Origin of the sequence: Amycolatopsis sp. NPDC004625, assembly GCF_040609695.1 — a bacterium.
Classification (GTDB): Bacteria; Actinomycetota; Actinomycetes; order Mycobacteriales; family Pseudonocardiaceae; genus Amycolatopsis.
This window is the reverse complement of sequence record NZ_JBEXKX010000016.1, coordinates 185,301-204,355: the sequence shown is the minus strand read 5'-3', so window position 1 is coordinate 204,355 and position 19,055 is coordinate 185,301. Positions and strand designations below refer to the sequence as shown.

The window sequence follows — 19,055 nt, the reverse complement described above, 5'->3', positions numbered from 1 at the left end:
ACCGTGCGTTTCCGCACCCGATGCCGGTCCCGGGGAATCCCCGGATCCGCATCCTTCGTCGATCCGCCGAATCCGCACCGCCTGGCACGCGGGGTAACGCGGAGGGACGCAGGCGGGTTTCCGGTCTCGGCGGTGCCGAATTCCGTGTCCTCCGAATGGAGGACGCAAACCCCTGTGGTGGAGGCGCTCCAGCTGTGTTCCGCACGGCCGAAGAGCTCATCTCGCGTATCGGGGGGCAACTACGCCGGTTCGCGATCAGAAGCGAGCGGCAGTCCGCTGATCCGCCTGGAGGCGTGGATCGGTCAGGAAGGACATGTGTGAGCAACACCGATCTTTTGAGCGACGTGGGTAGCGACACGGCCGGATCGAACGGCACGACCCCCGCTCCCAAGCGGGCGGTCGGCGGGCTGACCGGAAAGACCGTCGCCGAACTGCGTTCGCTGGCTGGGGAGCTCGGCGTCGGCGAGACGACGGGCATGCGCAAGGGCGACCTGATCGCCGCGATCCGCGAGCGCCAGGGCAAGTCCCGCAAGCCGCGTGCGGCGGCCGAGACGCTGCCGCTCGAGGGCGTCGGCGAGCCGCCGAAGGCCGCCAAGGCCGAGGCGAAGGCGGCGGCCCCCGCGCCCGAGACCAAGCCGGAGCCGAAGGCCGAGGCGCCCGCCTCCGCGCCCGCGGACACCCAGCCGCCGGCCGAGCGCCCGCAGCAGGACCGGCAGGACGGCCCCCAGGGCCAGGACGGCCAGTCCGAGGAGGGCGGCCGCAGCCGGCGTCGCCGCGGTTCCAACCGCGCCGCCGGTGCCCCGGACGGCCAGCAGGGCGGCGACCGCCAGCAGGGCCAGGGTGGCGACCGCCAGCAGGGCCAGGGCGGCGACCGCCAGCAGGGCGACCGCCAGCAGGGCGGCAACCGCGACCAGCAGCGCCAGGGCGGCAACCGCGGTGACAGCCGGGGTGACAACCGCCAGGACGGCAACCGCGGCGACAACCGCCAGCGCGGCGGCCAGCAGGACGGCAACCGCGGCGGCCAGGACAACCGCAACCAGCAGCCGGACGACGACGAGGAAGGCGGCCGTCGCGGCCGTCGCTTCCGCGACCGCCGTCGCCGGGGCAGTGGCGGCGGCCAGCGTGACGGCGGTTCGCCGGACACCGAGATCCGCGAGGACGACGTCCTGCTGCCCGTCGCGGGCATCCTGGACGTCCTCGACAACTACGCGTTCGTCCGCACCTCCGGCTACCTCGCCGGCCCGAACGACGTGTACGTCTCGCTGTCGCTGGTCCGCAAGTACGGCCTGCGCCGCGGTGACGCCATCACCGGTGTCGTGCGCCAGCCGCGTGACGGCGAGCAGCAGCGGCAGAAGTTCAACCCGCTGGTGCGCGTCGACTCGATCAACGGCCTGGAGCCGGACGAGGCCAAGCGGCGTCCGGACTTCACCAAGCTGACCCCGCTGTACCCGAACGAGCGGCTGCGCCTCGAGACCGAGTCGCACAAGCTCACCACCCGCGTGATCGACCTGATCATGCCGGTCGGCAAGGGGCAGCGCGCCCTGATCGTGTCGCCGCCGAAGGCCGGTAAGACCACGATCATGCAGGACATCGCGAACGCGATCTCCACGAACAACCCCGAGTGCCACCTGATGGTCGTCCTGGTCGACGAGCGTCCGGAAGAGGTCACCGACATGCAGCGCTCGGTGAAGGGCGAGGTCATCGCCTCGACCTTCGACCGGCCGCCGTCCGACCACACCTCGGTCGCGGAGCTGTCGATCGAGCGGGCCAAGCGCCTGGTCGAGATGGGCCACGACGTCGTCGTGCTGCTCGACTCGATCACGCGGCTGGGCCGGGCGTACAACCTGGCCGCCCCGGCGTCCGGCCGGATCCTGTCCGGTGGTGTCGACTCGACCGCGCTGTACCCGCCCAAGCGGTTCCTGGGTGCGGCCCGCAACATCGAGAACGGCGGCTCGCTGACCATCTTCGCCACGGCGATGGTCGAGACCGGCTCGACGATGGACACGGTCATCTTCGAGGAGTTCAAGGGCACCGGCAACGCCGAGCTGAAGCTGGACCGGAAGATCGCCGAGCGCCGCGTGTTCCCGGCGGTCGACGTCAACCCGTCCGGTACCCGCAAGGACGAGCTGCTGCTCTCGCCGGACGAGCTCGCGGTCACGGTGAAGCTGAGCCGGGTGCTGCACGCGCTCGACTCGCAGCAGGCCATCGACCTGCTGATCTCGCGGCTGCGGAAGACGAAGACCAACGTCGAGTTCCTGATGCAGGTCTCGAAGACCGCCCTCGGCGGCGGCGAAGACGACTGAGTCCCGTCTGAAAGGGGGCCTTCCCGGTGCGCCGGGGAGGCCCCCTTTCCGGTGGGAATAGCTGGTCAGCGGGGTGCGTTCCAGTACTCGTCAGCCCGTCTGGCAGAATTACCCGCTGAAGTCCGGCACCGGTTCACCCCGCGGAACGACTGGGGACCCGGAGCCAACGAGAGAGGACACCATGAAGAGCGGTATTCACCCCGAGTACGTAGTCACCGAAGTGAACTGCGACTGCGGCAACAGCTTCACCACGCGCAGCACCAAGACCAGCGGCAACATCCACGTCGAGATCTGCTCGAACTGCCACCCGTTCTACACGGGCAAGCAGAAGATCATGGACACCGGTGGCCGGGTCGCGCGCTTCGAGGCTCGCTACGGCAAGCGCCAGAAGAAGGCCGACGCCAAGTAGCTTTTCCGACGACGCCCACTCGCCCGCGCGAGTGGGCGTCGTTTTTTGTGGTTCTTCCCCGGGCTGAGAGGTGGCAGAGGTGGATTCGAGCTCGCTCAAGGGGCTGCTCGCCGAGCACGTGGAGCTGGAGCAGCAGCTGGCGGACCCCGCGGTGCACGCCGACCAGGCGCGCGCCCGCAAGCTCGGCCGCCGCTACGCCGAGCTGACACCGGTGGTGCGGGCCGTCCGCGAGCTGGACGCCGCCCGCGACGACCTCTCGGCCGCCCGGGAGATGGCCGCGGAGGACGCCGAGTTCGCCGCGGAGGCCGAGGAGCTGAGCGCGCGGATCCCGGAGCTGGAGGCGAAGCTCACCGAGCTGTTGCTCCCGCGCGACCCGTACGACGGCTCCGACGTCGTGATGGAGATCAAGTCCGGCGAGGGCGGCGAGGAGTCGGCCCTGTTCGCCGGCGACCTGCTGCGGATGTACCTGCGCTACGCCGAGCGCCACGGCTGGAAGGCGGAGGTCCTCGACTCGGTCGACTCCGACCTGGGCGGCTTCAAGGACGTCACGCTGTCGATCAAGACGAAGTCGGCGGTCGTCGACGGGGTGTGGTCCCGCCTGAAGTTCGAGGGCGGCGTCCACCGCGTCCAGCGCGTGCCGGCGACCGAGTCCCAGGGCCGCATCCACACGTCGGCGTCCGGGGTGCTCATCTACCCCGAGCCGGAGGAGGTCGAGGTCGAGATCGACCCGAACGACCTGCGCATCGACGTGTTCCGGTCCTCGGGCCCGGGCGGCCAGAGCGTCAACACGACGGACTCGGCGGTCCGGATCACGCACCTGCCGACGGGCATCGTGGTGTCGTGCCAGAACGAGAAGTCCCAGATCCAGAACCGCGCGCGGGCGTTGCAGGTGCTGCAGGCCCGGCTGCAGGCGATCGCGGAGGAAGAGGCGGCGGCGAAGGCGTCGGACGCGCGCAAGTCGCAGGTCCGCACGGTCGACCGGTCCGAGCGGATCCGGACGTACAACTTCCCGGAGAACCGCATTTCGGACCACCGGGTGAACTACAAGGCGTACAACCTGGACCAGGTCCTGGACGGCGAGCTGGACGGCGTTCTGGACGCCCTGGCGACGGCGGACCGCGAAGAGCGCCTGGCGTCCCAGTCCGGCTGACGGAGTGTCAGCTCCGGCTGTCGAGCATCGCGGCCCACTGCCGTTCGATCTCGGCGGCCGGAGCACCCGGCCGCCAGTCGAGCTCGAACATCGACAGCAGCTCCCGCGAGTCGACCAGGGAGAACCCGCCGGCCTCGTGGAGGACCCGCAGGAACGTGAACGGCGTGCCGGGGAAGGACTCTTCGCCCCGCAGGAATCCGAGCAGGTCGAACACGCTCCGCCGGTCCTCGATCATCCGCCGCGCCTCGGCGACCACGGCGTCCATATCGGGCACGCCGGTCCTCAGCCGGCCCAGAAGCCGGTGATGAAGCGGATGTAGATCGTTCCGCAGACCAGCGCGTTCGCGTACAGCACCACGTGCACCGCGCCGCGCAGCTGCGGGCGGCGCTCGCCGAACAGCACCAGCGCCACGTACATCACCAGGCACGGCAGCAGGTACCGGTGCACCGACACGACGTTGCTGTTCATCGTCAGCATCACGATCGACGCGAAGCCGAACAGCGCCAGCGGGACGCCCTTCGCGCGCAGCGCGACCAGGACGTACACCGAAGACGCGAACAGCAGCGCCAGGCCGATCATCGGCAGCACGTGGCTCATCAGCGTCCACGAGTCCATCGGGACGTCCCCGAGCAGCGCGTGCGCGGTGAGCTTGGCTTCGCCCCAGAGCGTCCCGAGGATGTTCGGGTCGAACTTGTGGTACGACCAGCTCTTCACGCCCTTCAGCGCGTTGAAGCTGGCGAACGCGTCGCCGGTCTGGAGCTTCATGTAGAGCAGCACGCCGCCGAGGCCGAGGAAGGCCGCCGGGAACCACAGCAGGTTCCACGACAGCAGGCCGCGCAGCTTCCAGTCCTTCGAGCGCCAGAACTCCAGGAAGCACAGGCCGACGAACACCGCCGCCGTGATGCGGGACGCCGTCAGCGGGATGAGCGTCAGGCCCATCCACAGCCACTGGCGGCGCAGCGCGAACAGGTAGGCCCAGAAGCCCAGCGCGCAGAACACCGCTTCGCTGTAGAACGCGTGCAGGAAGAACGCGGCGGGCGCGGTCAGGAACGCCGCGACGACCAGCCACGGGGCCCGCTCGCCGTCGAAGAAGTGGCGGCCGATCTTCAGCAGCGCGACCGCGGCCAGCCAGGTCGCCACCAGGTTGACCAGGAACCCGGCGAGGAGCAGGCCGATCGTGCCGAAGCTGACCGTCTGCACCAGCCAGACCAGGATCGGGAACACCGGGTAGAACGCCCGCGTCGGGGCGTAGCTGCCGGTGTAGGCGTGCACCGCGATCTCGCCGTAGTTGCCGGCGTCCCAGCGGTAGGTGTGGGCCAGCAGGCTCGCCGTCGAGCCGATGCCGGTCTTCGGGATGCCCTCGCTGGTCGGGCTGGACGGCCCGAACAGGTACGCGACGGCGATCAGCACCACGTTCCAGGCCAGGACCACGGCGAAGACGCGGGCGTAGTCGCCGTTCAGCCACGCCCAGCGGCCGGGTCTGTCGGCTTCCGGCTGCTTCGGCTCGGCCTGGTCGGCGACCCGGGACGGGACGGCCGTGCTAGTCATGGGAAACCTCCGGGACCGGCGCGGCGGCCGTCACGGGCCGTGGCCGGAAGACGACCTTGTGGTAGAGCAGGTAGTTCCAGACCAGGCCGACCGCGATCCCGGCGAACTTCGGGATCAGCACGTGCACCCCGGGGAACGCCTTCGTGACGCCGAGGATGACCAGCGCCTGGATCACCCAGAGCCCGAACGCGGTGACCCCGAAGAACAGCAGGGCCTGGCGGCGGACGTCGCCGTCCTTCGCGCGGAAGGTGAAGTTGCGGTTCAGGGTGAAACTGAGCAGCATGCCCGTGGTCGTCGAGGCGAAGTTCGCCGCGAACAGCGGGACGCCCACCGTGACCAGCAGCGCGTAGCCGAGGGCGTCGACGAGGGTGTTCGCCACCCCGACCAGGCCGAAGCGCAGCTGGGTCGACGTGATCAGCTTCACCGGGTACCTCTTCCCGCGTCGGCGCTCTCGGGGGCGGCGACCGGGTCGCCGGGACGGGTCCGTACCGACGCGACGCCGTACAGCGGCCGGTTCTGCACCTGGGAATAAGTTCTGCCGATGTAACTTCCGAGGACGCCGAGCATGATGATCTGGATGCCGCCGAGGAAGAACATCGCGATGGTGATGAACGCCCAGCCGGGGACGGCGGTTTCGGGGGCGAAGAGTTTGACGCCGACGACGTAGAGCACGCCGAGGAAGCTCAGCGCCGAGATCAGGTACCCCATCCGCGTGATCATCCGCAGCGGGGTGGTCGAGAAGCCGAGGATGCCGTCGGCGGCGAACCGGAGCATCTTGCGCAGCGGGTAGCCGGTGACGCCGGCGTGGCGCTTGTCGCGGTCGAACAACACGGCGGTCTGCTTGAAGCCGATGTAGCTGACGAGGCCGCGCAGGAACCGGTCGCGTTCGCGGTACTTGCGGAGCTCGTCCACGACCTTGCGGTCGATCAGCCGGAAGTCGCCGGTGTTCTTCGGGATGTCGACCGCGGCCATTTTCCGGAGCGACCAGTAGAACGCCCCGGCGGTGAGCTTCTTGAACGCGGAATCCTGGCGGGAACGGCGCTGGGCGTAGACGACGTCGTAGCCCTCTTCCCATTTCTCGAGCAGTTCCAGCGCGACGCGGGGCGGGTCCTGCAGGTCGCTGTCCATGATGATGACGGCGTCGGCGTCGACCAGGTCGAGCCCGGCGGTGACGGCCATCTGGTGCCCGAAGTTGCGGGAGAGTTCGATGACCGTGACGCGCTTGTCGCGCTCCGCCAGTTCGGTGAGCTTGGCCAGGGAGCCGTCCCGGCTGCCGTCGTCGACGTAGAGGAAGCTGAAGTCGTAGCGCTCCGCCAGCGGCTCGGTGACCTCGTCGACGGTCTTGTGCAGCAGGTCGATGTTCGCTTCCTCGTTGTAGATCGGGAAGACGAACGCCACCCGGCGGGTGGTCGGCTTGGTCGGCACTGCGGGACTCCCCGGAGTTCGGTGCGAAACGGCCCGGGCGGTGCTCGATCAGGTGAAGATTTTCCTCGAACCCGGTGCCCGGCATCCTAGGAGACGGGACGGGACGCCCTGCCGAGAGACCCCCGGTTAACCCTGGTTAACCCGCGTCGGACGGCCTCACCGGAACGCCGTCCGCTCCGGCTCGCGGAAGGCGTCGAACACCTCGGTGACCGGCTCCTCCTCGGCTTCCTCCTCGACCGGCGGGGCCGGCCGCGGCAGCAGGCTCAGCGCCGCGAACACGAAGGCCAGGCACGTCGGGAACAGCGTCAGCAGCTGGTGCTTCACGCCCTCGACGCCCTCGCCCAGCGCCGACAGCCCGAACTGGCCCACCGCGAACAGCAGCAGGAAGAACACCACGATCCCGTACTCGCGCGCGCGGCGGCGGAACGCGCGGATCCCGGCCCAGGCGATCAGCAGCCACACCGGGCCCAGCACGAACAGCCCCAGCGGCGCGGCCGGCGCGGACAGCCCGGAGAACACCGGCACGCGGTACTCCTGCGCCATCGGCGGCAGCCCGGACGTCTCCGAGAAGCTGCCGAGCCGCGCGGGGCGGGCCGTCAGCGTGTCGACCGCGCCCTGCTGGAGGATCTGCAGCGTGCGCTCCGGGTGCCCGGCGTAGTACTGGAGCACGTTCCGGCGGCTGATCCGGTCGGAGTAGCCGTTGTAGTCGGCGTCGGTCCAGGGGCGTGCTTCCCACCAGCCCTTGCCGACGAACTTCTTCGCGCTCGGCGGCAGGCCCAGCGCGGCGAGGTCGGCGTCGGTGTCGTGCTTGCCGTCGACGATGCTGTCGAACACGACGTGGAACATGTTCGCTTCGCGGTACTCGGTGTTGGCCGGGTCGCCCTGCGACTGCACCACCGCCGTCCCCGCGCCCACGAGCACCAGCACACCCAAGGGCAGCGCCCACCGCGCCCAGCCCCGCTTGCCCAGCGGCCGGACCAGGGCCAGCGCCAGCAGGAACAGCGGGATCAGCAGCAGCGTCTGCGACTTCGCGTTGAGGCCGATCATGGCGCCCACCACGGTCAGCGCGGCGCCCCAGTAGCGCCAGGCGCCGGTGCGGTGCATGAGCAGCAGCCCGCCCGCGGTCAGCAGCATCCCCAGGAAGCCGGCGCCCTCGCTGAGCACCGACGCGAAGTAGCCGAAGAACGCCGAATCGGCCATCACGAGCAGCAGGAGCACAGTGGCGATGACGCGGTTGCGGACGCTCAGGTCCAGCGCGAGGACCGTCGCCGTGACGCCCACGGCGATCAGCACGCCGGTGATCGCGCCGAGGACCAGCAGGTTGAGCTGCGCCGACGAGCCGAGCAGCGTGCCGAGCCTGCTCGCGAGCCAGTCGAGCCACGCCTGGCTGGAGATGTAGTCGCTTTTGCAGGCCACGCCCGGCCCGTAGCTGAAGTGGACGTAGTACTCGGACTTCAGTTCCGGGTGCCGGCCGCCGAGATCGCACAGCAGCCGCCAGCCGTCGCCGTTGTCGGCCATCCCGACCGGCCGGGGCACGAGGAACCGGACCAGCAGCACGCCCAGGGAAAGGCCGAAAACGCCCAGGCCGAAGCGCAGTTCACGGGATCGCACCCGGACCAGCGTACGAGATCACGCTGAGTCGGCTGGTGCTGCACCGGGCACCGGGCTCACCGGCCGGTGCCGGAACACGACGTAGTGGTAGAGCAGGTAGTTCCAGACCAGCCCGACCACGATCGCCGCGCCCTTCGGCACCAGCAGGTTGATCCCCGGGAACAGGTGGCCGACCAGGGAGATGACGCCGAACTGGATCACCCACAGCCCGAACGCGGTGACCCCGAAGAACAGCAGGGCCTGGCGGCGGACGTCGCCGTCCTTCGCGCGGAAGGTGAAGTTCCGGTTCAGCGCGAACGACAGCAGCATGCCCGCCGTCGTCGAGATCAGGTTGGCGACGAACGTCGGCAGGCCGAGCGTCACCAGCAGCGCGTAGCCCAGCGCGTCGACCAGGGTGTTGCCGATCCCGACGATCCCGAAGCGCACCTGCGTGGCCGTGACGAGCCTCATCGGGCGGCGCTCCGGCGGTCCCCGGCGGCCTCGGTGACGCCGGTGCGTACCGACGCGACTGTGTAGAGCGGCCGGTTCTGCACCTGCGAATAAGTTCTGCCGATGTAACTTCCGAGGACGCCGAGCATGATGATCTGGATGCCGCCGAGGAAGAACATCGCGATGGTGATGAACGCCCAGCCGGGCACCGCCGTCTCCGGCGCGAACAGCTTCACGCCGACGACGTAGAGCACGCCGAGGAAGCTCAGCGCCGAGATCAGCGACCCCATCCGCGTGATCATCCGCAGCGGCGTGGTCGAGAACCCGAGGATGCCGTCGGCGGCGAAGCGCAGCATCTTCGTCAGGGGGTAGCCGGTGACGCCCGCGTGGCGCTTGTCGCGGTCGAACAGCACCGCGGTCTGCTTGAACCCGACGTAGCTCACCAGGCCGCGCAGGAACCGGTCGCGTTCGCGGTACTTGCGCAGCTCGTCGACCACTTTGCGGTCGATCAGCCGGAAGTCGCCGGTGTTCTTCGGGATGTCGACCGCGGCCATCCGCCGAAGGAACCAGTAGAACGCGGTCGCGGTGAACCGCTTGAACGGCGAATCCTGCCGCGACCGGCGCTGCGCGTAGACGACGTCGTAACCCTCCTCCCACTTTTCGAGCAGCTCGAGCGCCACCCGCGGCGGGTCCTGGAGGTCGCTGTCCATGATGACGACGGCGTCGGCGTCGACCAGGTCGAGTCCCGCGGTGACGGCCATCTGGTGCCCGAAGTTGCGGGAGAGCTCGATGACGGTGACCCGCGGGTCGCGGGCGCCGAGCTCGGTGAGCTTGGCCAGGGAGCCGTCCCGGCTGCCGTCGTCGACGTAGAGGAAGCTGAAGTCGTAGCGCCCGGCGTGGGGCGCGGTGACCTCGTCGACGGTGGTGTGCAGCAGGTCGATGTTCGCTTCCTCGTTGTAGATGGGGAAGACGAACGCGACCCGGCGGCGCGTGGTCGGCTCGGACGGCACGGGCGCTCCCGGAGGTCGGCGTCGAGGGGCCTGGGGGCCGAAGTGGACGGCCACCGCGTCCGCCCCCGCCAGGATATACGCGCGGAATCGCGCCACGGCGGTTTCGAGCCCGGCGGCGGCGCAGCGCCCTGGCCGGGTACTTGTCCGCCGGGGGTGAGGGTGCCTCGATACGCTGGACGGCGAGGGACCGGCGCGTGTCCTCACGGGGGAGTTCCGCCTGGTGTGCCAGGCTTGACGAGGTGAAGGACGACGAGTGAACCGGCAGCCGCTGCGCCTGGCCATCATCGAGGCCACCCGCATCCTCGAACGGGCGGGCGTCGCCTCGCCGCGGTTCGACGCCGAGGTGATCGCCGCGCACGTGCTCGGGGTCGAACGCGGCCGGCTGCCGATGGTGCCGCTGGTCGACCCGCCGGTGATCGAGGCAATCGGCCAGCTCGTCCAGCAGCGCGCGAAGCGGATCCCGCTGCAGTACCTGACCGGCTGGGCGGCCCTCGGCGACATCACGGTCGCGGTCGGCGCGGGCGTGTTCGTCCCGCGCCCGGAAACCGAGCTCCTGCTCGAGTGGGGCGTCAAGTTCCTGCAGGGCCGCGAGTTCCCGGTGGTGGTGGACCTGTGCACGGGGTCCGGAGCGCTGGCCTTGGCGGTCGCGCACGCGCGGCCGGACGCGGTGGTCTACGCGGTGGACATCGACCCGCAGGCCCTGGCCTGGGCCCGCCACAACGCGGACGTCCACGCGGACGCGGGCCGCACCCCGATCCGCCTGTACTCGGGCGACATCGGCGACCCGACGATGTTCGCGGAGCTCGACGGCCTGGTGGACCTGGTGCTGTGCAACCCCCCGTACGTCCCGGAGGGCACCCCGGTGCCCCCGGAGGTCGCGGAGCACGACCCTCCCCGAGCGGTGTTCGCGGAGGAGAGCGGCCTGGCGGTGATCCGCCACGCGATCGCCGCCGGAGCAAGGCTCCTGCGCCCCGGCGGCGGCCTGGCCATCGAGCACGACGACACACACGGCTCGGCAGTCCCGGCCCTGGTCCGGGCCCGGCGGGTGCTGACCGGGGTGGAGGGCCACACGGATCTGACGGGCCGGGCCCGGTTCGTCACGGCACGCCGGCTGGGCTGAGCTTCCGCCCGCCGAACATCCCCCGCCGAACATCCCCCGCCGAACATCCCCCGCCGAACATCCCCCGCCACTCCCTGGGGGGCGTGCCCGAGTCCAGTCTATCGGCCCCCTCGGACGAAAAGCCGGAAAAGCCCTCGTCGGGGCCGTGCTGTCCACATCACGGCCGGCCTGGGGACAACACCGCTGGAGGCGGCTGCCGCCTCCAGCGGTGTCGCCTCAGAAGCCGAATGCCGTGCAGCTTGCCGTTGCCGTCTTCGACGGGTCGCTCACCGATGTTGCCGTCAGCTTCACCCGTGCCGCGAAGTCGCCGCCCTGGCCTCGCTTCGCGTACGCCGGGACCTTCACGTGGGTGCCGAACTTGGCCGTTGCCAGCTCGTTCGGCAGGCGGACCTCCCAACCGCGGGCGTCCGTCGACACGCTGAGCCGGTACGTGTCCGTGTCGTACGGGGCCTGGGCTCCGCGCGCCGCGCCCGTGTTGTGCAGGCCGAAGTCGCACGTGGCCAAGCCGCCGCGGGCGAACGTCGGCAGGGCCGGTGTCAGCGCCGCGCCGCGGGGCTGGGTGCCTGCGCCGTCCAGGGAGGCCACCGTCACCGTGTACGACAGGACTCCGTGGCGGTCGCGGGCCAGGTCCGTGATCAGGAAGTGCAGGCGGTTGGCCTGGTCCGTGTACTCGTACGGGCTCGCCGCCTCCGTGCCCGCCTTGAACAGGGCGTCGTTGAGCTGCCGGTAGTCGCCGATGGTGATCTTCACCGGCGTGCCGTCCGGCTTGGTGTAGTCGGTGATGCCGATGTCCTGCGGGTTCGCGTCGATCACCCAGTCGAAGGGCGCGTTGTCCTTGTTCTTGGTCTTCGTGATCAGCACGCCGGAGTCCGGCGCGAACGAGTCCGCGCCCATCCGGTCGACCACCTCGACCGTGTAGTTGTCGTAGCCGCCGCCGTCGCAGAACGGGTCCTTCGCCCGGTCGCACTTCGGCGCCTTGTCGCCGCCCGTCAGCTTGATGTTCAGGCCGGTGAACGCGCCGGGCTGCGCTTCGGTTTCGCGCGCGGTCAGGCGGGCCGAAACCGGGCCGGTCGCCGCCAGCTGGTTGCGGTCCAGCTGCAGGACGTCCGCCGGGTCGACGATGCCGAGCTTCAGCTTGTTGCGCAGCTGGTGCTGCGCGCCCATCGAACTGCCCTGCGTCGCCGGGATCTGCCAGCGCGTGTGCGGGCCGCCCGGTCCGTTGAACGTCCCGCGCGACAGCATGTCCCACGGCCCGCTGTAGCTGCGGGACGGCGGCACCCCGAACGGGTTGTTGTAGTTGTCGCCGATGCCGAGGATGTGGCTGAACTCGTGGGCGTAGGTCGACTGCCCGGAGCTTTCCGCCTGCACCGAGCTGCCGTCCTGCGCGTTCGGCCAGATGCTGGCGGCCGACGCCCACGACGTCCACGGCACGTACCGCGTCGCCGCGTAGTTGGGCAGGTCGTGGTTCGGCGGCCCGAAGCTGTCGGGCACGTTCTCCTTCGTGCCGAACTTCATCTCGCCGAACTCCTGCCAGGTCGAGCTCTCGTCCTGGCCGGCGGAGAGGTAGAAGACGAAGTCGAACTGCTTCGCGGTGTCGCCGACGTCGGCGCGCCAGGCGTCGCCGGCGTCCTTGCGGAGGTCACGGCTGCAGTTCGCGCCGGGCGGGCACGCGCTCGGCTGGAACTCCATGCCGTACTCGTAGGACTTGCCGGGCATCCGGTAGGCCCCGAACGCGGTCAGCTGCACGCCGAACCGGCCGCCGGAGTCCTCCATCCAGTACTCGTTGATCGTGTGGCCGTTGTTGAGGGCCTCGGGCTTGTTGAGGAAGTCCTGGTAGTACTGCGCGACGCCGGCCCGCGGGATGTTCGCGGCGGCGGGGCCGGGGTTGCCGAAGATGGTCGACTTCGCCGGCTTGGTGACGACGAAGTCCTGGTCCGGGTAGTCGGCGAGGACGACGGCGCCCTTGAAGGTGCGCTGGGTCGGCTGCAGGCTCGGGTCGGCCCAGTTCGTGCCGGGGATCTTGCGGTAGTCGGACCACGTCATGTGGTCCTGGTTCTCCCAGTGCGCGGCGTCGATCGGGGCGGGCCAGCCACGGGTGAGCGGCTCCGCCGCGGCCGTGCCCGCGCCGAGCCCGGTCAGGACGGCGACCGCGGCGAGCAGGGCGAGCGCTTTCGGGGTTCTGGGGCGCATCTGCGGCTCCTTCGCTGGGAACCCACGGGGGTGGTGGATCCCGAAGATCGACCGTATTGAGCCCGGCTGTCGTGGTTCTGCCCGGCGGCGAGGTTTACCCGCTTGCCGCACGACGAAAGTCTGGCGCGCGGTGTGGCGCGCCGGAGTGTCTCTCTATCGGTGATCGAGTGATGTCCTCGCTGCCGGGTTGCCGCGGGGGAGTGCGCGCGAGGGCGTCTCTATCGGTGATAGGGAGATGTCCTCGCTGCAAGTATGCGTCCGCCCGCGTCGCGCGTTGTGTCTCCCTATCGCCGATAGAGAAACATCCTCGACCGGCCGGCTGCGGCGGGTGTGACGCGGCGAACGCCCTCGCGACCGGCCGGACTACGCTTGGCGCCCATGAGCGTGGTCTACGACTGCAGCAAGCGGGAGACCCGGGCCGACGGGCTGGCCGCCGCGGCCGGGGCCGTCCGGTCGAGCCGGCTGGTCGTCCTGCCGACCGACACCGTCTACGGCATCGGTGCCGACGCCTTCGACGCCGGTGCCGTGCAGGCACTGCTGCGCGCCAAGAACCGCGGCCCGGACATGCCGGTCGGCGTGCTCGTCGGCTCGTGGTCCACTGTGGACGGACTGGTGCTCGGCGTGCCGCCGCAGGCGCGCGCGCTCATCGAAGCCTTCTGGCCCGGCGACCTGTCCATCGTGCTGCCGCACGCGCCGAGCCTGCAGTGGAACCTCGGCGACGCCCGCGGCACCGTGATGCTCCGGATGCCGCTGCACCCGGTGGCGCTGGAACTGCTGCGCGACGTCGGCCCGATGGCCGTCTCGAGCGCGAACGTCTCCGGGCGGCCGCCCGCCAGCACCGCGCAGGAGGCGCAGGAGCAGCTCGGCGACTCGGTCGCGGTGTACCTCGACGGCGGGTCGAGCGGCGCGGCCGTCGCGTCGAGCATCGTGGACCTCACCGGCACCGAACCGGTCGTGCTGCGCGAGGGCGCCGTGGGCAAGGAAGCCATCGCGGAGGTGCTGGGTGTGCCCGCGGAATCGTTGGCCTGAAGCCGGATCGAGCGGAATTCCGCGGCACGATAGCGTGTCGCGGGTGACCCCGACCCCGCGAGCGTGACGCACCCGTGCCGCCCACATCCGGTCTCCTCCCCATCCGCGAGTACATCCTCGTCGCGCTGACCGCGACGGCCGTGACCTACCTGCTCACCGGTGTCGTGCGCCGGCTCGCGATCCGGGTCGGCGCGATCGCCAACCCGCGCGCCCGCGACGTGCACGTCGCCCCGATCCCGCGGATGGGCGGCGTCGGCATCTACCTCGGCGTCGCCGCCGCGATGGGCCTGGCCCACCAGCTGCCCGCGCTGTCGCACGGCTTCGACGCCTCCTTCGACTCGGTCGGCGTGCTGCTGGCGGCCGGCGTCATTTCGCTGATCGGCGCGCTCGACGACCGGTTCGAGCTCGACGCCTGGACGAAGCTCGCCGGCCAGGTCATGTGCGCCGGGATCCTCGTCATCTTCGGCGTGCAGTGGGTGTCGTTCTGGGTGCCGTGGGGCGGCACGGGCGCTTCGTTCGGCTCGGTGCTGGTGCTCGACAAGAACCAGGGCGCACTGCTCACCGTCGTCATGGTCGTGGTGATGGTCAACGCGATGAACTTCGTCGACGGCCTCGACGGGCTGGCCGGCGGCCTCGGCTTCATCGCGGCCGCCGCCACCTGCGCGTTCTCGCTCGGGCTGCTCGACAGCTCCGGCGGTGACGTCGGCACCTACCCGCCCGCGCTGATCGCGGCCACCCTCGCCGGCGCCTGTCTGGGCTTCCTGCCCTACAACTTCCAGCCCGCCAAGATATTCATGGGCGACTCCGGCTCGATGATGATCGGCCTGATGCTCGCGGGCGCGACGACGTCGGCGTCCGGCCGCGTGCCGTACCCGCAGTTCAGCGGCAAGGACGCGATCGCGCTGCTCTCGCCGCTGGTGGTCGTCGCGGCGGTGCTGTTCGTGCCGATGCTGGACCTGATCATGGCGGTCGTCCGGCGGACCCGCCGCGGCGAAAGCCCGTTCGCCGCCGACAAGATGCACCTGCACCACCGGCTGCTGGAGATCGGCCACTCCCAGCGGCGCGCGGTCCTGCTCATCTACCTGTGGGCCGGGATCCTCGCCTTCGGCGCGGTGTCGGTGACGCTGTTCGACGACGCCGCGGCGCTCTGGATCATCGGGGTCGGCCTGCTGTTCGCGGTGGCGGTCTCGATCGTCCCGCGGCTGCGCTCGCGCAACCAGCCCGGAACCTGACCGGCGGGGTTCTCTACACTCGGTGGCGAACCGAGCAGGGAGCCAGTGTGAGCGAAACCGAAACGCCCGAGCAGGAGAACCCGCACGCCGAGGTGGTGCTGCGGGCCGCCCGCGCGATGACCAAGGCTTCGCTGCTGGTGACCCCGCCCGCGGTGATCGTCTGCATCGCGCTGTTCAGCATCCTCAACGGCCTGCCCGGGTTCCTGGGCTCGCTGGTCGGCGGCGTGCTCGCGATGCTGGCGTCGCTGTCCACGCTGGGCATGATGAAGTTCAGCGCCGGCCAGGACCCGATGTTCGTGATGGTCATCGCGCTCGGCGGGTACGTCGTCAAGGTCGTCCTGCTCTTCGGCGCGCTGACCCTGCTGAAGGGCGTCACCGCGCTGCACCCGATGTCGCTCGGCATCACCATGATCGTCGCCATCCTGCTCGCCGCCGCGGCCGAGTTCGCCGCGTTCCGCAAGACCAAGATCCCGACGATCATCCCCTCCTGACGCTGTCCGTTTTGCCGCGGACTTCCGTTACTCTTCGTGCACCCGCCTGCGGCCGCCCGAGTGTGACCGGCGTCACCAAAGTGCGCTTTCGTGCGGACTGCGGACGGTGACCGGGACCCCTCGCCTGCGGTGATCCGGCGCCGGTCCCGGCCCGCGCCGGACCTGGGTCCCGGGTCGACCCGGGACCTAAGTCCTGGGCTGATCGGTGGGGATGGAGTACGGCTGTACGGCACCGATTGACCTGCTGGTATGGTCCGCGTCAAGGGTGGCGGCCTCGGCCGCGCGCTCCCTTGGACGAACCGCGATCAGCAGTGTGGCGACCGACGGGTTCCGCCCCGTGCAGCTGGTCCGGAGTAGACCGCAGGGCAGTGTTCACGCGAGAAAACCCCGTGTGCAGAACGTGAAGGTGTGTTCTGCGAACTGTGGGGTAGCCGCCTCCGGCGTCCCGATACGTATCGGGTACGTTAAGTCCAGATCGTGACGATTCCCCCGGCGGAGTGAACGCCGGCCGGGAGAACCGGAAGGAGCCCAGTGGGCGCGCTGGTACTGACCGAGGGTGGCACTTTCACGCCCCCCGGTGTGGCGGACTTCAACCTGCCGCCTCTCTTCGGCTCCGGGTACTGGGGCAGCTTCACCAAGCCGATGCTGCTCGTGGTGATCTCCCTGGTCATCATCGTCGCCTACTTCATGCTGGCGTCCCGGAAGCTGAAGGTCGTCCCCGGCAAGGGACAGTTCATCGCCGAATCGATCTACAACTTCGGCCGCAACAACATCGCGCGGGAGCAGATCGGCTCGAAGGACTTCAAGCCGTTCATCCCGCTGGTGCTCGGCCTGTTCGTCTTCGTGCTGGTGAACAACCTGTTCGGGATCATCCCGTTCTTCCAGTTCCCGACGATGGCGCGGATCGGGTTCCCGCTCGCGCTGTCCGTCCTGGTCGTTTATCCGGTGTACCACTACGTCGGCATCAAGCGCCACGGCCTCGGGCACTACCTGAAGAAGGAACTGGCGCCGCCGGGCATCCCCGGCTTCGTGCTGCCGCTCTACTCGACCATCGAGTTCGCGCAGAAGTTCTTCATCGCGCCGGCCACGCTCGCCATCCGTGTCTTTTCCGCGATGTTCGCCGGGCACCTCATCATCATGGTGTTCACGCTCGGCGGCAGCTTCCTGCTGAACGAGACCGACGGCTTCGGGCTGAAGCTGGTTTCGCCGGTGGCGTTCATCTTCGCCATCCTGATGACCTTCCTCGAGGCCTTCATCCAGGTGCTGCAGGCCTTCATCTTCGCCCTGCTGTCGGCCGGGTACATCGGCGCCGCGCTGGCGTCGGAGCACTGAGAACACAAGCCCCCGATCCACGCGAGCGCGTGGACCGAAGTGAAGGGAAACGCACGTGAGCAACATCGTTCTGGCCCAGGCCGCGGAGCAGGCCGTCAACATCAACCCCGGCCTCGCCGCCATCGGTTACGGCCTGGGCGCGATCGGCCCGGGCATCGGTGTGGGTCTGATCTTCGCCGCCGTCATCAACGGCACCGCGCGTCAGCCGGAGGCGCAGGGCAAGCTGCAGGGCATCGGCTTCTCGACCTTCGTTCTGACCGAGGTCCTCGCCCTGATCGGCATCGTCATCTACTTCATCGCCTCCGCCGCCTGAGTTCGGTTAGCTCATCGCTTAAGGAGACGTTGTGCTGAAGACGGACCTGGTGTTGGCCGCCGAAGCGGCGCCCAACCCGATCATCCCGCACATTCCCGAGGTCATCCTCGGGCTCGTCGCCTTCCTCATCCTGCTGTTCGTCCTCAAGAAGTACGTCGTTCCGCGCTTCGAAGCGGCGTACGAAGAGCGCGCCCAGATGATCGAAGGCGGCATCGAGAAGGCGGAAAAGGCCCAGGCCGAGGCCGAGGAGGCGCTGGCGAAGTACCAGGCGCAGCTCAGGGAGGCCCGTACCGAAGCCGCGAAGATCCGCGACGACGCCCGGCTCGAAGCCGAGCAGATCAAGGCGGAGCTGCGGGCCGAGGCCGAGGCCGAGTCCCAGCGCATCGTCGCCCAGGGCCAGGCCCAGCTGCAGGCCCAGAAGGCGCAGATCATCGCCGAGCTGCGGGCCGACATGGGCCGCAACGCCGTCGAGCTGGCCAGCCGGATCGTCGGCGAGTCGCTCGAGGACGAGGTGCGCCGCCGTGGCACCGTCGACCGGTTCCTCGCGGAGCTGGAGACCGCCGGTGCCTCCAACGGAGCGGGGAAGTAACCGGAATGACGCTGCATGCTGCGAGCCGTGAAGCGCTCGGCCTCGCCGAGGAACGCCTCGGCGAGGTTCTGGCCGACGCGGGAGCCGATGCCGCCACGGTCGGCGACGAGCTGCTCTCGGTCGTCGACCTGCTGGACCGGGAGATCGGCCTGCGCCGGGCGGTGAGCGACGCCTCGGCGACGCCGGAGTCGCGCACCGCGCTGGTGCGCCGGCTGTTCGACGGCAAGCTGTCCGAACCGGCCCTCAAGGTGCTCGACGCCGTGGCGGGCAGCCGCTGGTCCAGCCCCCGCGAGCTGACCGACGGGCTCGAGTCGCTCGGGCGCTCGGCCCTGCTCACCTCGGCGGAGAAGACCGGGAACGTCGACACCGTCGAATCCCAGCTCTTCCAGGTCGCGCGGGTCGTGGCCAACCACCCGGAGCTCGAGGCCGCGCTGTCGGACCTGACCGGTTCGGCCGACGCCAAGCGCACGCTCGTGCGCGGGCTGTTCGCCGACAAGGTGGACGTGGTCACCGAGACCCTCGTCGAGCAGGTCGTCCGCCGGGCCAAGGGCCGCGGCGTCGGCGTCGGGCTCGACAAGCTGGTCAAGCTGGCCGCGGAACGCCGTGAGCGCTCGGTCGCCTACGTGACCAGCGCGAACGCCCTGTCCGACGAGCAGGTCGCGCAGCTGAGCGCGAAGCTCGACGACATCTACGGGCGGCCGATCGCGCTGCACGTCGAGGTCGACCCCCGGCTCGGCGGCGGGCTCGTCGTCCGCGTCGGCGACGAGGTCATCGACGGGAGCGCGGCGGGACAGCTGGCGGCTCTGCGCAGGCGGCTGGCCCGGGCATAGCCCCCGGTCACACAAGACTTTGCATACTGGCAAGAACGAAGCGA

The 19,055-nt window shown here is 69.9% G+C and carries 19 protein-coding genes; 11 read left to right on the top strand and 8 right to left on the bottom strand.

What is annotated here, in order from left to right:
* Positions 1-317 precede the first annotated feature (317 nt).
* The 3 genes from rho to prfA all read left to right on the top strand — a co-directional run bounded on the left by rho (position 318) and on the right by prfA (position 3,862).
* Positions 318-2,303: a transcription termination factor Rho gene (rho, locus tag ABZW17_RS20805; RefSeq protein ID WP_354816259.1), complete on the top strand. Its 1,986-nt coding sequence runs from the start codon at positions 318-320 to the stop codon at positions 2,301-2,303.
* 181 nt (positions 2,304-2,484) lie between these two features.
* Complete coding sequence (rpmE, locus tag ABZW17_RS20800) at positions 2,485-2,712, top strand: 50S ribosomal protein L31 (RefSeq protein ID WP_176175187.1); 228 nt, start codon at positions 2,485-2,487, stop codon at positions 2,710-2,712.
* A 79-nt stretch (positions 2,713-2,791) separates the two neighbouring features.
* Complete coding sequence (gene prfA / locus ABZW17_RS20795; protein WP_354816256.1) at positions 2,792-3,862, top strand: peptide chain release factor 1; 1,071 nt, start codon at positions 2,792-2,794, stop codon at positions 3,860-3,862.
* A gap of 7 nt (positions 3,863-3,869) precedes the next feature.
* On the opposite strand, the gene ABZW17_RS20790 is transcribed toward prfA, so the two are convergent.
* The 7 genes from ABZW17_RS20790 to ABZW17_RS20760 all read right to left on the bottom strand — a co-directional run bounded on the left by ABZW17_RS20790 (position 3,870) and on the right by ABZW17_RS20760 (position 9,885).
* The gene (locus tag ABZW17_RS20790) at positions 3,870-4,136 is read right to left on the bottom strand and encodes a hypothetical protein (RefSeq protein ID WP_354816253.1); all 267 of its coding nucleotides are present in this window, start codon (positions 4,134-4,136) and stop codon (positions 3,870-3,872) included.
* A gap of 8 nt (positions 4,137-4,144) precedes the next feature.
* The gene (locus ABZW17_RS20785) at positions 4,145-5,410 is read right to left on the bottom strand and encodes a mannosyltransferase family protein (protein WP_354816250.1); all 1,266 of its coding nucleotides are present in this window, start codon (positions 5,408-5,410) and stop codon (positions 4,145-4,147) included.
* Positions 5,403-5,834: a GtrA family protein gene (locus ABZW17_RS20780; protein WP_354816248.1), complete on the bottom strand. Its 432-nt coding sequence runs from the start codon at positions 5,832-5,834 to the stop codon at positions 5,403-5,405. Before ABZW17_RS20780 ends, ABZW17_RS20785 begins: the two co-directional genes overlap by 8 nt.
* A complete protein-coding gene (locus tag ABZW17_RS20775) occupies positions 5,831-6,835 on the bottom strand; it encodes a glycosyltransferase (RefSeq protein WP_354816245.1) in 1,005 nt (334 codons plus the stop codon). Before ABZW17_RS20775 ends, ABZW17_RS20780 begins: the two co-directional genes overlap by 4 nt.
* Positions 6,836-6,991: 156 nt before the next feature.
* Positions 6,992-8,446 carry a hypothetical protein gene (locus ABZW17_RS20770; protein ID WP_354816242.1) on the bottom strand — a complete coding sequence of 485 codons (1,455 nt, stop codon included), beginning with the start codon at positions 8,444-8,446 and terminating at the stop codon, positions 6,992-6,994.
* A gap of 18 nt (positions 8,447-8,464) precedes the next feature.
* The gene (locus ABZW17_RS20765) at positions 8,465-8,896 is read right to left on the bottom strand and encodes a GtrA family protein (protein WP_354816239.1); all 432 of its coding nucleotides are present in this window, start codon (positions 8,894-8,896) and stop codon (positions 8,465-8,467) included.
* Complete coding sequence (locus tag ABZW17_RS20760; protein WP_354816236.1) at positions 8,893-9,885, bottom strand: glycosyltransferase; 993 nt, start codon at positions 9,883-9,885, stop codon at positions 8,893-8,895. The genes ABZW17_RS20765 and ABZW17_RS20760 overlap by 4 nt, the downstream gene beginning before the upstream one ends.
* Positions 9,886-10,138: 253 nt before the next feature.
* On the opposite strand from ABZW17_RS20760, the gene prmC reads away from it, so the two are divergent.
* Positions 10,139-11,005, top strand: coding sequence for a peptide chain release factor N(5)-glutamine methyltransferase (prmC, locus tag ABZW17_RS20755; RefSeq protein WP_354816233.1), 867 nt, complete (start codon positions 10,139-10,141; stop codon positions 11,003-11,005).
* 216 nt (positions 11,006-11,221) lie between these two features.
* Here the strand turns inward: prmC and ABZW17_RS20750 are convergent, their stop codons facing one another.
* Complete coding sequence (locus tag ABZW17_RS20750) at positions 11,222-13,195, bottom strand: M6 family metalloprotease domain-containing protein (RefSeq protein WP_354816230.1); 1,974 nt, start codon at positions 13,193-13,195, stop codon at positions 11,222-11,224.
* Positions 13,196-13,573: 378 nt separating this feature from the next.
* Between ABZW17_RS20750 and ABZW17_RS20745 the strand changes: the two genes are divergently transcribed.
* From ABZW17_RS20745 to ABZW17_RS20715, 7 genes are all read left to right on the top strand, one after another.
* Entirely contained in the window at positions 13,574-14,224 is a 651-nt protein-coding gene (locus tag ABZW17_RS20745; RefSeq protein WP_354816227.1) for an L-threonylcarbamoyladenylate synthase, read from the top strand.
* Positions 14,225-14,298: 74 nt separating this feature from the next.
* On the top strand, positions 14,299-15,456 hold the full coding sequence (locus ABZW17_RS20740) for an MraY family glycosyltransferase (protein ID WP_354816224.1): 1,158 nt from the start codon (positions 14,299-14,301) through the stop codon (positions 15,454-15,456).
* A 47-nt stretch (positions 15,457-15,503) separates the two neighbouring features.
* Positions 15,504-15,947 (top strand): hypothetical protein, encoded by a 444-nt coding sequence (locus ABZW17_RS20735; RefSeq protein WP_354816221.1) that lies wholly within the window; start codon positions 15,504-15,506, stop codon positions 15,945-15,947.
* A 531-nt stretch (positions 15,948-16,478) separates the two neighbouring features.
* On the top strand, positions 16,479-17,279 hold the full coding sequence (atpB, locus tag ABZW17_RS20730) for a F0F1 ATP synthase subunit A (RefSeq protein ID WP_354816218.1): 801 nt from the start codon (positions 16,479-16,481) through the stop codon (positions 17,277-17,279).
* Between the two features lie 55 nt (positions 17,280-17,334).
* Positions 17,335-17,592, top strand: coding sequence for an ATP F0F1 synthase subunit C (locus ABZW17_RS20725; RefSeq protein WP_026468506.1), 258 nt, complete (start codon positions 17,335-17,337; stop codon positions 17,590-17,592).
* Between the two features lie 31 nt (positions 17,593-17,623).
* Positions 17,624-18,181, top strand: coding sequence for a F0F1 ATP synthase subunit B (locus ABZW17_RS20720; protein ID WP_354816215.1), 558 nt, complete (start codon positions 17,624-17,626; stop codon positions 18,179-18,181).
* Positions 18,182-18,186: 5 nt separating this feature from the next.
* The gene (locus ABZW17_RS20715; RefSeq protein ID WP_354816212.1) at positions 18,187-19,011 is read left to right on the top strand and encodes a F0F1 ATP synthase subunit delta; all 825 of its coding nucleotides are present in this window, start codon (positions 18,187-18,189) and stop codon (positions 19,009-19,011) included.
* Positions 19,012-19,055 lie beyond the last annotated feature (44 nt).

Bases quoted from the DNA above. Each gene is read 5' to 3' on its own strand.
- rpmE (WP_176175187.1), top strand. From the start codon at position 2,485: ATGAAGAGCGGTATTCACCCCGAGTACGTAGTCACCGAAGTGAACTGC.
- ABZW17_RS20745 (WP_354816227.1), top strand. From the start codon at position 13,574: ATGAGCGTGGTCTACGACTGCAGCAAGCGGGAGACCCGGGCCGACGGG.
- ABZW17_RS20715 (WP_354816212.1), top strand. From the start codon at position 18,187: ATGACGCTGCATGCTGCGAGCCGTGAAGCGCTCGGCCTCGCCGAGGAA.
- ABZW17_RS20785 (WP_354816250.1), bottom strand. From the start codon at position 5,410: ATGACTAGCACGGCCGTCCCGTCCCGGGTCGCCGACCAGGCCGAGCCG.
- ABZW17_RS20750 (WP_354816230.1), bottom strand. From the start codon at position 13,195: ATGCGCCCCAGAACCCCGAAAGCGCTCGCCCTGCTCGCCGCGGTCGCC.
- ABZW17_RS20765 (WP_354816239.1), bottom strand. From the start codon at position 8,896: ATGAGGCTCGTCACGGCCACGCAGGTGCGCTTCGGGATCGTCGGGATC.